The organism is Gemmatimonadaceae bacterium, from assembly GCA_030647905.1.
Lineage (GTDB): Bacteria > Gemmatimonadota > Gemmatimonadetes > Gemmatimonadales > Gemmatimonadaceae > UBA4720.
In genome coordinates, this window is sequence record JAUSJA010000027.1 from 42,615 (window position 1) to 58,320 (window position 15,706).

General features: G+C 61.7%; 14 protein-coding genes. 13 read left to right on the forward strand and 1 reads right to left on the reverse strand.

Annotated features, from left to right (window positions below; genetic code table 11):
* Positions 1 to 169: 169 nt before the first annotated feature.
* The 7 genes from Q7S20_09175 to Q7S20_09205 all read left to right on the forward strand — a co-directional run bounded on the left by Q7S20_09175 (position 170) and on the right by Q7S20_09205 (position 8,890).
* Positions 170 to 604 (forward strand): hypothetical protein, encoded by a 435-nt coding sequence (locus Q7S20_09175; GenBank protein ID MDO8502005.1) that lies wholly within the window; start codon positions 170 to 172, stop codon positions 602 to 604.
* The gene (locus tag Q7S20_09180) at positions 601 to 2,985 is read left to right on the forward strand and encodes a phosphoketolase family protein (protein MDO8502006.1); all 2,385 of its coding nucleotides are present in this window, start codon (positions 601 to 603) and stop codon (positions 2,983 to 2,985) included. Before Q7S20_09175 ends, Q7S20_09180 begins: the two co-directional genes overlap by 4 nt.
* 51 nt (positions 2,986 to 3,036) lie before the next feature.
* Complete coding sequence (locus tag Q7S20_09185) at positions 3,037 to 3,417, forward strand: heavy-metal-associated domain-containing protein (protein ID MDO8502007.1); 381 nt, start codon at positions 3,037 to 3,039, stop codon at positions 3,415 to 3,417.
* Positions 3,418 to 3,487: 70 nt separating this feature from the next.
* Positions 3,488 to 3,736, forward strand: coding sequence for a hypothetical protein (locus tag Q7S20_09190; GenBank protein ID MDO8502008.1), 249 nt, complete (start codon positions 3,488 to 3,490; stop codon positions 3,734 to 3,736).
* 52 nt (positions 3,737 to 3,788) lie between these two features.
* Positions 3,789 to 6,407 carry a heavy metal translocating P-type ATPase gene (locus Q7S20_09195; GenBank protein ID MDO8502009.1) on the forward strand — a complete coding sequence of 873 codons (2,619 nt, stop codon included), beginning with the start codon at positions 3,789 to 3,791 and terminating at the stop codon, positions 6,405 to 6,407.
* A 138-nt stretch (positions 6,408 to 6,545) separates the two neighbouring features.
* Positions 6,546 to 7,595: a class I fructose-bisphosphate aldolase gene (locus Q7S20_09200; GenBank protein MDO8502010.1), complete on the forward strand. Its 1,050-nt coding sequence runs from the start codon at positions 6,546 to 6,548 to the stop codon at positions 7,593 to 7,595.
* Entirely contained in the window at positions 7,592 to 8,890 is a 1,299-nt protein-coding gene (locus tag Q7S20_09205) for a glucoamylase family protein (GenBank protein MDO8502011.1), read from the forward strand. The genes Q7S20_09200 and Q7S20_09205 overlap by 4 nt, the downstream gene beginning before the upstream one ends.
* Before the next feature lie 268 nt (positions 8,891 to 9,158).
* On the opposite strand, the gene Q7S20_09210 is transcribed toward Q7S20_09205, so the two are convergent.
* Positions 9,159 to 9,860 (reverse strand): lycopene cyclase domain-containing protein, encoded by a 702-nt coding sequence (locus tag Q7S20_09210; GenBank protein MDO8502012.1) that lies wholly within the window; start codon positions 9,858 to 9,860, stop codon positions 9,159 to 9,161.
* Between the two features lie 340 nt (positions 9,861 to 10,200).
* Here Q7S20_09210 and Q7S20_09215 point away from each other — a divergent pair, with 340 nt between their 5' ends.
* From Q7S20_09215 to Q7S20_09240, 6 genes are all read left to right on the forward strand, one after another.
* Positions 10,201 to 10,398: a DUF2933 domain-containing protein gene (locus Q7S20_09215; GenBank protein ID MDO8502013.1), complete on the forward strand. Its 198-nt coding sequence runs from the start codon at positions 10,201 to 10,203 to the stop codon at positions 10,396 to 10,398.
* Between the two features lie 94 nt (positions 10,399 to 10,492).
* Positions 10,493 to 10,765, forward strand: coding sequence for a DUF5676 family membrane protein (locus tag Q7S20_09220; GenBank protein ID MDO8502014.1), 273 nt, complete (start codon positions 10,493 to 10,495; stop codon positions 10,763 to 10,765).
* 211 nt (positions 10,766 to 10,976) lie between these two features.
* Positions 10,977 to 11,366, forward strand: coding sequence for a hypothetical protein (locus Q7S20_09225; GenBank protein MDO8502015.1), 390 nt, complete (start codon positions 10,977 to 10,979; stop codon positions 11,364 to 11,366).
* A 107-nt stretch (positions 11,367 to 11,473) separates the two neighbouring features.
* Positions 11,474 to 12,715 carry an MFS transporter gene (locus Q7S20_09230; protein ID MDO8502016.1) on the forward strand — a complete coding sequence of 414 codons (1,242 nt, stop codon included), beginning with the start codon at positions 11,474 to 11,476 and terminating at the stop codon, positions 12,713 to 12,715.
* Between the two features lie 64 nt (positions 12,716 to 12,779).
* Entirely contained in the window at positions 12,780 to 13,208 is a 429-nt protein-coding gene (locus tag Q7S20_09235; protein MDO8502017.1) for a CBS domain-containing protein, read from the forward strand.
* A 389-nt stretch (positions 13,209 to 13,597) separates the two neighbouring features.
* A complete protein-coding gene (locus tag Q7S20_09240) occupies positions 13,598 to 15,700 on the forward strand; it encodes a copper-translocating P-type ATPase (protein MDO8502018.1) in 2,103 nt (700 codons plus the stop codon).
* Positions 15,701 to 15,706: the final 6 nt, after the last annotated feature.

Here is a 15,706-nt window from a genome sequence, read left to right on the forward strand (position 1 = left end):
GCTGAGCGGCGCCATCACCCCGGAAGTCATCGACGTTCCAGCTGTTCTGCACGCGCCGCGGGCCGCCTTTCCTCCAAGAGTGATTCATGATTTCTGACGGTACCTCGATCCAGACCCCACATCCCTTTGACGCGGCGCGCACGTCGAAATGGAACGACGCGGTGGATGTATGACGTTGGACCGTCAGCTCGTGTTGCTGCTTGTTCTCCCGATTCCGATTGCGTCCATCGCGTGGACCGTGACGCACGAAGAAATGTTTCGCGAGCCTCGCGAGTGGTGCGCCGCGAAAAGCAAAACGTGCCGGCGCCTATACTTGCGCAAGTTCTTCTACCTGTTCACGTGCGAGTATTGCTTCAGTCACTACGTCACCGCCCTCTTCCTGTTCATCACCCGTTACAAGCTGCTGTTCGATGACTGGCGAGGCTATCTCGTCGCAGGTTTCTCGCTGGTAGGGCTGGCCAACGTCTACATGAGCTTCTTTGGCAGCTTGCGCCTGGAGATTCGGGAAGATCGGATGGAAATCGCAGCAGCGGAGTCGAGAGAACGCACTGAAGTCAGGAATGCGCAGAACGACCCCGAAAATCTGCGTGGCCCTGCGTCGTGAAACCCAACACACTCACGCCGGAACTGCTCCACCAGATGGACGCCTACTGGCGCGCCGCCAACTATCTGTCGGTCGGCCAGATCTATCTGTACGACAATCCGCTGCTGAAGCGGCCGCTGACGCTTGCGGATGTGAAGCACATGCTGCTCGGACATTGGGGCACGACCCCCGGGCAGAACTTCATTTATGTGCACTTGAACCGGGTCATCAAGAAATACGACCTCGATATGATTTACGTGTCGGGCCCCGGGCATGGTGGCCCGGCCGTGGTGGGCAACACGTACCTCGAGGGCACGTACAGCGAGGTCTATCCCGACATCAGTCAGGATGAGGCCGGGCTGCGGAAGCTCTTTCTTCAGTTTTCGTTTCCCGGCGGCATTCCCAGTCATGCTTCACCGGAGACGCCTGGCTCCATTCACGAGGGCGGCGAGTTGGGCTATTCGCTCAGCCATTCGTTCGGGGCCGTGTTCGACAATCCCGATCTCGTCGTCGCCTGCGTCGTCGGCGATGGCGAAGCGGAAACCGGACCGCTGGCCACGGCGTGGCACGCCAACAAGTTTCTCGATCCGGCCACCGATGGCGCGGTGCTGCCGATCCTGCATCTCAACGGCTACAAGATTGCCAACCCGACGATCCTCGCGCGCATCACCCACGAGGAATTGGAACAGCTGCTGCGCGGCTACGGGTGGACGCCGTATTTCGTCGAGGGGCATGAGCCCGCGTTGATGCACGAGGCCATGGCCGTGACGCTCGACACGGCGGTGGAGCAGATCAGGCAGATCCAGCAGGACGCGCGCGTGAACGGCAATACCGTGCGTCCGCGCTGGCCGATGATCGTCCTCAATTCGCCCAAGGGCTGGACGGGGCCGAAGATGGTTGATGGCCAGCAGATCGAAGGCACGTTCCGTTCGCACCAGGTGCCGCTCTCTGATCCGGCCACGCATCCCGAACACCTCGAGCTGTTGCAGGATTGGCTGAAGAGCTACAAGCCGGAACAGCTCTTCGATGAGCAGGGACGTCTAAGACCGGAACTGGCGGACCTTGCACCCAAGGGCGACCGACGCATGGGGGCGAATCCCCACGCCAACGGCGGCCTGCTGCTCCGCGACCTGCGGATGCCGGATTTCCGCGACTACGCGGTGGACGTACCCTCGCCGGGGGTGCTCGGCATCGGCGACACGCATGTGCTCGGGCGTTTTCTGCGTGACGTGATAAGACTGAACGGGGAGCAGCGCAATTTCCGCATTTTTGGTCCCGACGAAACGCTCTCTAACGGCTTGGAAGCCGTGTTTGAGCAGACCAACCGCCAATGGGACGCCGCGATCGCGCCGAACGACGAATTTCTCGCGCCCAGTGGTCGCGTGATGGAAATGCTCAGCGAGCACCAATGCGAGGGCTGGCTCGAGGGCTACCTGCTCACCGGGCGGCATGGACTCTTCAACTGCTACGAAGCGTTCATCCACATCGTCGATTCGATGTTCAACCAGCACGCAAAGTGGCTGAAGGTCACATCACATCTGCCGTGGCGGCGGAAGATCGCCTCGCTGAACTACCTGCTGGCCTCGCACGTCTGGCGCCAGGATCACAACGGCTTCACGCATCAGGATCCCGGTTTCATCGACCTCGTCATGAACAAGAAGGCCGAGGTCGTGCGTGTGTACCTGCCGCCGGATGCAAACTGCCTGTTGTCGGTGATGGACCACTGCCTGCGCAGTCGACATTACGTGAATGTCGTGATCGCGGGCAAACATCCCGCGCCGCAATGGCTGACGATGGACGCCGCCGTCAAGCACTGCACTGCGGGCATCGGCATCTGGCAGTGGGCCAGCAACGACCAGGGCGTTGCGCCCGACGTGGTCATGGCCTGCTGTGGCGACGTGCCCACGCTGGAGACGCTTGCCGCCGTGTCCATTCTGCGCGAGCATCTGCCCAACCTGAAAATCCGTGTGGTCAATGTCATCGACCTCATGAAGCTACAGCCGCAAATCGAGCATCCGCACGGGTTGAGCGACATGGATTTCGACGAACTGTTCACCAGGGACACGCCGGTCATCTTCGCCTTTCATGGCTACCCATGGTTGATCCACCGGCTGACATACCGCCGCACCAACCACGATAACATTCACGTCCGCGGTTACAAGGAAGAGGGCACCATCACCACGCCCTTCGACATGACGGTGCTCAACGATCTGGACCGCTTCCACCTCGTGATGGACACCATCGACCGCCTGCCGCAGACCGGCGACACGGGCATCTACTTGAAGCAGCAGCTCAAGGACAAGCTGATCGAGCACAAGCAATACATCAACACATTCGGACAGGACATGCCGGACATCCGCAATTGGAAGTGGGGCGCGACCAACGCAGGCATCCCGGCGTAAACCGGGCAGGCGCCAGTGCGTGGGCCATCTGAAGACAATTAAGGAGACGCGATGAAAACGAGCGTTATTGAAGTGCACGACATGCTATCTGTATTGAGCGTCGACGAAGTGGAAAAGCGGCTTGGCGAGGTGCCGGGTGTCGAAAGCGCCACCGTGAATTTCGCTGCGGGAAACGCCACCGTGCGCTACGACGAAACCCGACTCAGAGTCGCCGATATCAAGGTGATCGTGCACCAACGCGGGCATCAGTCCGCAGACGAATCCCTACCCAATCATGTGAGCGAACACGAGCCCACACGCGAGCGTGCTGTAGTGCCAACGCCGGACGCTGCGCCGGCCTCCGCTTCAATCCCAGCAGCCACTGTACCCCAAGCTTCCACGGTCGCACCCGCCGCCGTACCCGCGCCCGCCGCTTCCGCAGGCGGCGGATGATTCAACCATTCGTTCGCGGCTTGCCGTCGACACGTCACTGCGCCAGTTCGTTCTCGACATAATCGACTTCATGCCGACCGAGCATCGCGAAATTATGCGCGCGATGTTGCCGCCAGTTTCTGCCAAGACCGGAGTTCCCTCAACCCTCACACCAGCGAAGAAACCCATGACCAAATCTACGCCGAAAGCACCGTCCAAGCCTGCTGCCAAGAAGGATTCAATGGCGGGAATGGATCACAGCAAGATGCCTGGGATGAAAATGCCCGCCGACACGGCGAAGACACCGCTGGCGAAGAAGTCGACTGGGCGTGGAGGGTGAAAGCGACGGCCAATATGGTTGTGAAGGGTGCGAAGACAGTTAAGGAGGTACGATGAAAACGAGCGTCATTGAAGTGCACGACATGCTATCGGTATTGACCGTGGACGAAGTGGAAAAGCGGCTTGTCGATGTGCCGGGTGTCGAAAGCGCTACAGTGAATTACGCTGCGGGAAACGCCACAGTGCGCTACGACGAAACCCGACTCAACGTCACCGATATCAAGGTGATCGTGCACCAACGCGGGCATTACACCGCGGGCGAATCCCTACCCAAGGATGCGAGCGAAGACGAGCCCGCTCTCGAGCGCGCTGTAGTGCCAACGCCGGATGCTGCGCGAGCCTCCGCTATGACGCCCGCGGCCGCTGAGCCTCAAACGGCCCCTCTCGCGCCGGGTGCCATCCCCGCGCCGACCGCTCCGGCAGTCGACGAACAACACGAAAGAGCGGCGTCCGGCGCGCCGCCTTCAACCCCCGCACCCGCTGGGCCACACGCTTCCCCGGACGCGACCGCCGCCGCACCCACGCCGACCGTCCCCGCAGCCGACAGCCACAAGGGCCACGCGGCGCCTGGAGCGCTGGCCGCGATGCCGGCAGACATGGCTCATGAGATGGGCCATGGCGGCGAGGACCTGCCGGCCATGGTCCGCGACACGCGCAACCGTTTCTGGATCTGCCTGATCTTCACCGTGCCAATCTTTGTCTACGCCCCAATGGGAGGCTTCTTCAAGCCGCCGGCGCCGCCGTTCGGGCTGGAGCTCAACCTGTGGCTGTTCTTCTTCGCAAGTGCCGCGATTCTCTATCCAAGCTGGCCGTTCTTCGTCTCCGCCTGGCGTGCGCTCAGGACGGGCACCCTGAGCATGGCGGTGCTGGTCGTGTTGAGCGTCGGTACCGGGTATCTCTTCAGTATCGGCACCACTTTCTTCTTCAAGGAGGGCGGGCAGTTCTTCGAAGCCGCAGCCGTTTTGCTGGTGTTCATCCTGCTCGGCCACGGGCTGGAAATGCGGGCCCGTGCCGGTGCGTCGTCCGCCATCAAGGCGCTGATGAATCTCACTCCGGCGAAGGCCTCTGTTATTCGCAACGGCGCCGAGATTGAAGTTCCGACGGCGGAGGTGTTGGCCGGCGAGATCGTCGTGATCCGGCCGGGCAGCAAGATTCCGGTCGACGGCACGGTGGAGACCGGTGAATCACTGGTCGACGAGTCGATGCTCACCGGCGAGTCGATGCCGGTCCAGAAGGGGCCGGGCGCCACGGTGATCGGTGCGACCATCAACAAGAGCGGCAGCTTTCGCTACAAGGCGACGAAGGTCGGGGCCGACTCGGCGCTGGCGCAGATCGTAAAACTGGTGCAGGAGGCGCAGAACTCAAAGGCGCCGGCGCAACTCCTGGCGGACAAGGCCGCGCAATGGCTAGTGATTGCCGCGATCGTCATCGGTCTTGTGACCTTTGCGGTGTGGTTCTGGTGGATCGGACAGCCGCTGCTGTTCGCGGTGACACTGACCATCACGGTCTTCGTGATCGCGTGTCCGGATGCGTTGGGACTCGCGACGCCTATGGCGGTGATGGTGGGAACGGGCCTCGGCGCCGTGAACGGCATCCTGTTCAAAAACGCCTCTGCGCTCGAAGACGCCACGAAGCTCAACGTCATCGTCTTCGACAAGACCGGTACGCTCACCGTCGGCCAGCCGGAGGTCGTGGAGATCGTGACGGCGGACGGGGTCACCGAGGACGTGGTGCTGACTGCGGCCGCGGCCGTCGAGCAGGGGTCCGCCCATCCGCTGGCCCAGGCAATCCTGCGTCGGGCGACTAACCTCACCGTCGCGGCACCGACAGGATTCGAAAGCCTCGACGGCATGGGCGCGCGCGCCGAGACCGCTGGGGGCACGGTGTTCCTCGGCAACCGGCTGCTGATGGATACGCAAAAACTCGCGCTCGGTCGCCTGGAAGCCGAAGCCTCCCGCCTGCAGGGGGACGGCCGCACCGTCGTCCATGTATCTCAGGCGGCTCGCGTGATTGGCCTCATCGCCATCGCCGATGCGATCAGGCCAACTTCCAAGGCAGCGGTGGCAAAGCTGCGCGAACGCAGCATCGAGGTGGTGATGTTGACCGGCGACAACGCGGCCACGGCCAAGCGCATCGCCGCGGATCTCGGCATCGACAGCGTGTTGGCCGACGTGCTACCGGGCCAGAAGGCCGAGAAGGTGAAGGAGCTGCAGGCCACGGGGAAGAAGGTCGGGGTGGTGGGCGATGGTGTCAACGACGCGCCAGCGCTAACCCAGGCCAACGTGGGGTTTGCCATTGGCGCCGGCACCGACGTCGCGATGGAAAGCGCCGATGTAGTGCTGATGAAGAGCGACCCATATGACATCGTCGCCGCGATCGAGCTGTCGCGCGCAACGTTGCGAAAGATGCACCAGAATCTTTGGTGGGCGGTGGGCTACAACGTGATCGCGTTCCCGCTCGCTGCGGGCGTCTTGTACCCATTCGTACTGAGTCCGGAGGTCGCGGCGCTGTCAATGTCCGGCAGTACCCTCTTGGTGGCGAGCAATGCGCTGATGCTGAAGCGCACCGAGCTGGCAAGTATTCGTCAGCCTGGCAAGACAGCGGCACCCGGGGCGCCCGACGCGGCAGCCAGTGAGCCGAGCGTCTTCGGTCCAGGAGCTGCCGCAAAGTGAATGCGGCGGCGTCATCGACTCATCGCGTGATGTGGAGTATCTCTCAATGAGGACCACAGGCATCTTGCTCGCCGCCGTTCCGGCTAGATGGATCGCAAGGACGGGCGCTCGCGGTGCCTATGAAAAGGAAGGTCGGCGATGAAGACGAACGATCTGGAAAGCACGATCGGGGTGCTCATGGCGACCGGCCGGGGTATCCTCGCCGCCGACGAGAGCCAGGCGACGATCGCCAAACGCTTCGAGGCGTTGGCCATCGAGCCCAGTGAGGAGAACCGGCGGCGCTACCGGCAGCTGTTGTTCACTGCGCCAGGTCTGAATGAGTTCATCAGTGGCGTGATCCTGTTCGACGAGACGCTGCGTCAATCTGCCGACGACGGCCGGCGGTTCGTGGAGGTCCTGGTCGGAAGCGGTATCACTCCGGGGATCAAGGTCGACCGGGGCGCGAAGCCGTTGGCGGGAGCGCCGGGCGAGCGCGTCACCGAGGGCCTCGATGGCCTGCGGGAGCGGCTGGAGGAATACCGGACGCTGGGCGCCCGCTTCGCCAAGTGGCGCGCCGTGATCGACATTGGTGACGGCCGGCCCAGCGGCTACTGCCTCGACACGAACGCCCACGCGCTCGCGCGGTACGCGGCGCTGTGTCAGGAGGCGGGGCTGGTCCCGATCGTGGAGCCCGAGGTTCTCATGGACGGGGCGCATTCGGTCGATCGCGCCTTCGAGGCGACGGAGGCGACGCTCGAGCGCGTCTTCATCGCGCTCCGGGCCCAGCGCGTCGTCCTCGAGCACATCCTGCTCAAGCCCAACATGGTCCTGCCCGGGACCGACTCCCCGCGGCAGGCCAGCGTGCGCGAGGTCGCGGAGGCGACCGTGCGGTGCCTGCGCCGGACAGTGCCGGCGGCGGTGCCGGGAATCGTCTTCCTCTCCGGCGGGCAGGACGCGCAGGCTGCGACGGCGCACTTGAATGCCATGAATGCGATGCCGACAGCCCACCCGTGGCCGCTCAGTTTCTCCTTTGCGCGGGCGCTCCAGGCGCCCGCGCTGGATGCCTGGCGGGGAGAGCCGAGCAATGTCCCGGCGGCGCAGCGGGCCTTCCTTCATCGCGCCCGCTGCAACAGCGCGGCCCGCGAGGGACGGTACACCGCCGAGTTGGAGCAGATGGTGGACGCGCCGGCCACGGAGAAATCGATATGAGCCACAGAAAGCCAACCACCAATGTCGACCTGGAAAAGCTCCAGCACGAATCGTTCAACTATTTCCTGTATGAGGCGAACGCCGCCAACGGGCTGGTGATCGACAAGACAGCGCCGGACTGGCCCGCGAGCATCGCCGCTATCGGCCTCGCGCTGGCGGCATATCCCGTTGGGGTCGAGCGCGGGTATATGTCGCGTGCCGCCGCAGTCGAACGAACGCTCACGACGCTCAGGTTCTTCTGGAACAGCCCGCAAGGCCCGGAGCCTGACGCCACCGGCTACAAAGGCTTTTACTATCATTTTCTCGACATGCAGACCGGCCGGCGCGCCTCGCAATGCGAGCTGTCAACGGTGGACAGCACGTTTCTGCTGGCGGGCGCCTTGACGGCGGGGCTTTATTTTGCCGCGGATACGTCCGACGAGCGAGAGATCCGCTCCCTGGCCGACGCACTTTATCGCCGTGCCGATTGGCAATGGGCGCAAGATGGAGGCTCGACCGTCACGCACGGCTGGACGCCCGAAAACGGCTTTCTCAAATACCGATGGGAAGGCTACGATGAGGCGATGCTGCTGTATGTGCTGGGCCTCGGCTCGCCCACTCATCCGCTGCCGGAGACCAGCTACTCAGCGTGGTGTTCCACGTATGAGTGGAAAGGTATTTACGGACAGGAATATCTTTACGCCGGGTCATTGTTCATCCATCAGCTCTCGCATATCTGGATCGACTTTCGCGGGATTCAGGACGCCTTTATGCATGAGCAGGGCATCGATTATTTCGAAAACAGCCGCCGTGCCACGTATGTGCAGCAAGGATACGCGATCGACAACCCGCTGAAGTTCGAGGGATACGGCCGCGATTGCTGGGGAATCAGCGCCAGCGAAGGTCCGGGTCCAAAGACCATGCGTGTCAACGGCATCGAGCGGCAGTTCTTCGATTACGTGGGGCGAGGCGTACCATACGGACCGGACGACGGCACCATCGCACCGTGGGCCGTGGTGGCGTCGTTACCGTTCGCGCCCGAAATTGTGTTGCCCACGCTCGGCTATTGTATCCACGAGGCCAAACTGACAGAGTCGAATCTGTACGGATTCAAGGCGTCCTTTAATCATACCTTTCCGGAGAAATCGGGCAATCCCCACGCCTGGGTATCGCCGTGGCATTTCGGGCTCAACCAGGGTCCGATCGTTCTGATGATCGAAAACCATCGCACGGGCTTATTGTGGCGATTGACGCGACACTGCCCGTATCTCGCCAGTGGCTTGCGGCGAGCGGGGTTTGCCGGGGGCTGGCTCTGACTCTCAGGTTCCGATGCGATACGTTCGGCGTTCTCAATGTAGGTGGTGAAGACGTTGTTCAACGGCACTCCAGCCTCGGGCTGCCTTACTGGCTCGTGCCCCGTAGCGTCGGCAGCGCGGTGGGCGACGGCAAGGCGGGCCGCCCCACTCCGTGGTCAACCACCGAGTGAAGGGTCAAGTCCAGATCGCGGGTGAGAATCACGCGCTGAGGCCGGATTGACCCCGCCGCCAGGATAGAAGTCCGTGACTCTCAACGTAGCTACGACGTTCAACGCGTCTGCGCCACGCTTTCAGTCCAGGCGAAGTGCTCATAGACACCGCTCCAGTAGAGCCCGAACGCCGTGCCGAACAGGAGCTCCTCGAGCGGAATACCACCAAACAGAACGCCGCTCAGCGCTTGCAGATTCCAAACCTGCTCGATGTATCCCGGCGCAAACCATTTGAGCCCCAACATGAAGACGGCGTAGAACCCGAGAAAGAGCGCTCCACAGACGAGCGTCTTCTTCGCGAGGCGCGGACGACAGATTACTGACGCCGTGCTGCCGAGCACCAGCGCTGTGATCGCTGGATAGATCGAGTTCCATGGCAGGAGAGCGAGCGGGACGAACGCGGCAAAGGGAACGAGCAAGGCGATCGTATGGAATCGATGTAGCGGCGTGGTCCGCTGCTCGGTCGGGACAGGAACCAGATGCGTCCGGGTCAGCGCATTGTACAGAACGACGCCAACGCCGCCGATCGCGAACGAGAAGATCACGCTTTCAATATCAAACCCCGTGCGCTGCACCAGGTCGAAGAGACTGGGCGGATTCCAGTACCCCGGAACGAAGATCGGCTCGGTCAGCCCGAGCACAGCCGTCGCGAGGCTCGCACGCCACATGACTGTGCGCAAGAGCGGGTTGGACAGGTACAGCGCGATCCACGGGAGGAGAAACGCGCTCGACCAAATCAACCACACGTAGTGATACCTCATGGATATCTCTCATGGCAGGTGAGCTCCGGCATGATCGAGGAAGACGGATTGCCGGGTATGACATCGAGTCCATCCATCTTCGAGGAGACGGGGACGCCCGACTCGTGGTCGTCATGCCGCCGCGGCACAAGAAGGGCCTAGCCCGTTCCGGCGAGGCCGACGTGCAGCGTTTGCGCTTGACGTTGCCTGCTCCACACTCATCTTCTCCATGGCCGGTGGCTCCTTTTCGTTTCCGGGATTCTCCCGGGGGTGATTGGCTCACCCGAGACGGTGTCACCGCCTTCCGCCTATTTCCACACTTTCGAGAATAGCTCGACGACAAACCGGAAGGAGACAAGTCATGGCATGGATTACGGCAAACTGGTTCTGGGTGTTGATCTTCATCGCCTTTATCGCGATGCACATGTTCGGTCACGGCGGGCACGGTGGTCATCGCCGTCATGCTGGAGGTGATCGTCAACTAAGCAAGGATGAAGGAGACAAAGACGAAGCACAAGGTCGCGTCGTGAACACGAGTTCAGGCGGGCATCAGCACTGAAAGGCTGAACTCAGTCACACTCGGGAGTTGAAGGAAAGAACTGTCACCCGTGACATAGGACTGAACAACCGCGAAGCGTAAAGGAGTAAGAGCAATGCTGAATATCAAAGTCGTGAGCTGGTCGCTGGGACTCTTTACCGCCATCAGCTTCGTCCTGTGCGTCATCTACGGCTTGATCGTGCCGCCGAGCTTACACATGGCTCCATTCTTGGAGATGGTTTTACCGGCTTTCAAGTGGCTGACCTTTTGGGGCTTCTGCCTGGGGTTGATTGAGAGCTTTCTCTACGGCGCTTACGCCGGACTCGTGTTCGTCCCCATCTACAACTTTCTCGCCCGCCGGTGGGGGGTTGCAGCAGCGCATCAATAGCGATGAAGAGCGAAAATTCAGCCATTGCCAAGCTATGACCGGCTACGTCGGACCGATTCAAACACAGGCTCTGAAGAACGCCTGCTTCCGGCAGGTACGGTGAAGGAGAATAGCTATGTACAGTCGGCATGAGGAACATAGCGCACCTATCAATGCCTCAGCCGAGCGGGTCTTCGATCAGCTCGACGATCAGACGCGCCTAACAGAACACATGAGCAAACGCTCTTGGAAAATGGGGTGGGGAAGGATGGCAACGGTGCTCGACGCGCAGCATGGACGCTCGGTCGGGTCACACATCGTCCTTCGTGGCCGAGTATTCGGGATTAGGCTGTATCTTGATGAGGTCGTGACCATGCGCGAGCCGCCGCTGACAAAGACATGGGAGACCGTAGGCGAGCCACGGCTGCTCGTCATTGGTCCTTACCGCATGGGTTTCAACCTGATCCCGGACGACACCACCTCGCAGCTTCGTGTCGCGATCGACTACGAGCTGCCGACGAAGGGGATCTCGCAGTTGCTCGGTCGACTCTTCGGGCGATCGTACGCGAAGTGGTGCACGCGGCAAATGGTGCGGGACGCCCAGCACTCCTTCGCCAAGTAAGCAGCGTGTGGTGCTTTTCGCTGTCGATTCTGGTGTCGATTCAACCCGACAATAGCCGGCAAACCCGTGAAGGCAACGGCAAGTGCGCTGGGCAACGGGGACACTGAATGGATGCAATGAAGAAACACTTGTACGTGCTGCTCGCCTGTTTCTTTGTGGTGATGATCGGTTTCGGCATCACCTTGCCGGTGCTGCCCTTCTACGTCGAGCGACTTGCGCTGGCGGGAGGGGCGTCGCGCCAATCAATCGTGCTGCACGTTACACTGCTGACCGGTGTCTATGCGCTGATGCAGCTCATCTTCGCGCCCTTGTGGGGATGCTGGTCGGATCGCATCGGCAGAAGGCCGCTCATCTTAATCGGCATCGCTGGCTACGTCATAGCGCAAGTGCTCTTCGGTCTTGCAACGTCGCTGTGGCTGCTCTATTCGGCACGCATTCTCGGCGGCATTTTGTCCTCGGCAACACTGCCGGTCTCGGCAGCTTATCTTGCCGACTTGACGACCGAAAAAGAGCGCAGTCGCGGGATGGCGTGGCTCGGCACGGCGGTGAGTCTCGGCGTCGTTGTCGGACCCGCGCTCGGCGGATTGCTGTCGCGCCAGGATTGGCATTTTAATTGGCGTGTTGGACACTTCATGGTTGATAGTTTCTCGATTCCGTTCTTCACGGCGGCGTTTTTAGGACTGTTGACGCTGTTCGCGGCATTGCGCTGGCTGCGGGAATCGCTACCCAAAACTTCAGTACAAGATATGAACAAGGAAACGAGGACGGATTGGCGAACATTGATAAAAAGTCTGTCTCCGTTGCTCGTTCTCGCACTCGCCGGACAATTCGCGCTGACGATCTTCGAGGCGACGTTCGCGCTGTACGCCCAGGCGAAGTTCAACTATGGTCCCGTTGAAGTGGGAGCGGTCTTCGTCGTGTGCGGGCTGGTGATGACGGTCTTTCAAGCAGGCGCGGTCGGCTTCCTGGCGGGAAGAATTAGCGAGATTCACCAGATCGGCGCGGGCTTCGGCTTGATGGGGACGGGTATTGCGTTGCTGGCGACGGCGCGCACGAAGATCTTTGTCTTTGCCTTTGTCGCGTTGCTTGCATTAGGGATGGCTTTAATCGCTCCCAATCTCGCGGCGCTTATTTCAAAGCGCGGCGGAGAGCGGCAGGCGGGCGCGTCGCTCGGCATTCAGAATGCCGCCAACAGTCTCGGTCAAGCGAGCGGACCGCTGTTGGCGGGAGTGCTTTTCATCTGGCAGATAAACGCACCGTATTTGTTTAGCGGAGCAGTATTGCTGGCGCTCGCCTTGGTTATCGGGTGGAAAGCGATGGATAGGCAGCCCGAGGCCAGACTCGCTTGATGAAGGAGGCCACGACGACAACAGCAATCGACTTGGGAGTTGATGCTCTGTTGCGCACAGTACCTTGTTGATTGAATTGCGATCTCAAAAACTGGAGGACGAAAAGAAAATGAGTTGTTGTAGTGATGTGATGAAACCAATCGAAGCGTCTTCGTGCTGTACGCTGCAAGACACAGCGGCACATGCTGCGCGAGCGATACGCGATTCAGGCTGCGGCTGCGCGCCCGTGGTTGAGGATACAGAAAACCTCAAGCTTGTCGGCGTCGTCACCGAGCGCGACGTGTGTTGCAGCCTGGTGGCTGATGACCGTCATGCTTCCGAAGTTCGTGTCGAAGAGATCATGCGACGCTCGTTGTGGACAAGGCGGGCGGTTGCTGCGGCACAGTCAGCATGCACAGTTTGGAGAGGTCGTAGAAAACGCGGGGCCATCACCCAGGAAGTCATCGACATTCTGGCCGTGCTGAACGCGCGTTGCGGGCCGCATTTCCTCTGACAGACGCTACGGACGCAAACTCAACTTTTTTCGTACCCATGGACGAGCACACTGAACACCGCGAATCTCCCGGCGCCACCGCAATCGACCCGGTCTGCGGCATGAGCGTGCCCGTCACGAGCCCTTACCGATACGAGGCAGGGGGAGTCAATGTGATCTTCTGCGGTGCGAGCTGTCATGATCGGTTTGTGAGCGACCCGATGAAGTACGCGCACGCACATGATCGAATACCTTCGGCGCCCGCCACAGCGCCGAGCGCCGGCCGCTACACCTGCCCAATGCACCCAGACGTGCGCGCCGATCGGCCGGGTTCCTGTCAAAAGTGTGGAATGGCGCTTGAAGCGTCCTCCCCGCGCCCACCTGCGTCGAAGACCGAGTGGGTATGCCCGATGCACCCGGAGATTGTCCGCGATGCGCCGGGTGCCTGCCCGATCTGCGGCATGGCGCTCGAGCCGCGCTCGGCGCTGACCGCCGAGGAGGAAGAGAATCCCGAGCTTCACGACATGACTCGACGGTTCTGGCTTGCGACGCTCTTCACCATACCGCTGCTCCTGCTCGCGATGAGCGAGTACGTTCCTCCGCTCCAGAGTCTGCGCGCGTCGCTCATGTCGATCCGGGCCTGGACGGTCATGGAGCTCCTGCTGGCGACGCCCGTGTGCATCTGGGCCGCATGGCCGTTCTATGAGCGCGCCGTGCATTCGGTGAGGAACCGCAGCCTGAACATGTTCACTCTCATCGGGCTCGGCGTCTCCGTTGCATACGTCTACAGCGTGGTGGCGACCCTGATTCCGGGGATCTTTCCGGGATCATTCCGTGACCGGTCAGGCGAGGTCGCGGTATACTTCGAGGCGGCCGGCGTCATCGTGACGTTGATCCTGCTGGGGCAGGTCCTCGAGCTTCGGGCTCGCACTGCGACCGGCGCGGCCATTCGCAAGCTCCTTGGCCTCGCTCCGACCACGGCGCGCCGCATTCGGGCAGATGGAAGCGAGGAAGACGTTCCGCTGGCGGTCGTGCAGGTTGGCGACCGGCTTCGGATCAGGCCCGGAGAGAAGGTCCCGGTTGATGGCATCGTGCTCGATGGCGCGAGCTCGATCGACGAGTCGATGGTCACTGGCGAGTCGATACCAGTTGAGAAGCATGCCAACGATCGCGTCGTTGGAGCGACCGTCAATGGGACGGGCGCCCTCGTCATGCAAGCCGAGAAAGTGGGCGCGGACACGCTCCTCTCACGCATAGTCGCCCTGGTGGCGGACGCCCAACGAAGCCGTGCACCCATCCAGAAGCTTGCAGACGCTGTCGCAGGTTACTTCGTCCCAGTCGTCGTTGGCATCGCCGTCGTCACGTTCGTGGTGTGGAGCCTCGTTGGTCCTGAGCCACGAATGGCGCACGCGCTCATCAACGCGGTCGCCGTCGTCATCATCGCCTGCCCCTGTGCCCTCGGGCTCGCGACTCCGATGTCGATCATGGTCGCGACTGGCCAGGGTGCGACCATGGGCGTCCTCTTTCGCAACGCCGAGGCGATCGAGGTGATGCGCAAGGTGGATACACTGGTCGTGGACAAGACCGGAACCCTCACTGAGGGCAAGCCGAGGCTGATGTCCGTGCTGCCCGTTCCGGCGATCGACGAGGAGGCGCTTCTTCGTCTCGCCGCGACTCTCGAACGAGGAAGTGAGCACCCGCTTGCGGACGCCATCGTTTCAGGGAGCGAGGCTCGTGGTGTGAAGCTTGGCGAGGCATCGCAATTCGAGAGCATCACTGGCAAGGGCGTGCGCGGAACTGTGGACGGTCGCGCCGTCGCCCTGGGGAATCGTGCGCTCATTGACCAGCTGGGGGTCGCGCTCGGTCCGCTCGCGGAAAAGGCAGAGGCGCTGCGTGTCGGAGGACAGACAGTCATGTTCGTCGTGATCGACGGTGAGCCTGCGGGCCTCATTGGAGTCGCCGACCCTGTCAAGGAAAGCACGCCTGAGGCGATTCGCGCGCTTCACGACGAGGGCATCCGCATCGTGATGTTGACGGGAGACAGTCGCACGACAGCAGCGGCCGTGGCGAGGCAACTGAAGATCGACGAGGTGATCGCCGAGGTGCTACCAGACCAGAAGATCGATGTCGTGAAGCGCCTCCAGAAGGATGGGCGTTTCGTGGCTATGGCGGGCGACGGTATCAACGACGCTCCCGCGCTGGCGCAGGCGCAGGTCGGCATCGCCATGGGGACCGGCACTGATGTCGCGATGGAGAGTGCTTCCGTGACGCTGGTAAAGGGCGACCTCAGGGGGATCATCCGTGCTCGCCGACTGTCGCGGAACACGATGCGGAACATCAGGCAGAACCTCTTCTTTGCGTTTATCTATAACGCGCTTGGCGTGCCGATCGCGGCTGGCGTTCTCTATCCGTTTTTTGGAGTGCTCCTGTCGCCCATCATTGCCGCGGCCGCCATGAGTTTCAGTTCGGTGTCTGTAGTGGGCAACGCGCTCAGGTTGCGGCGCATCGCGTGAGCGGAG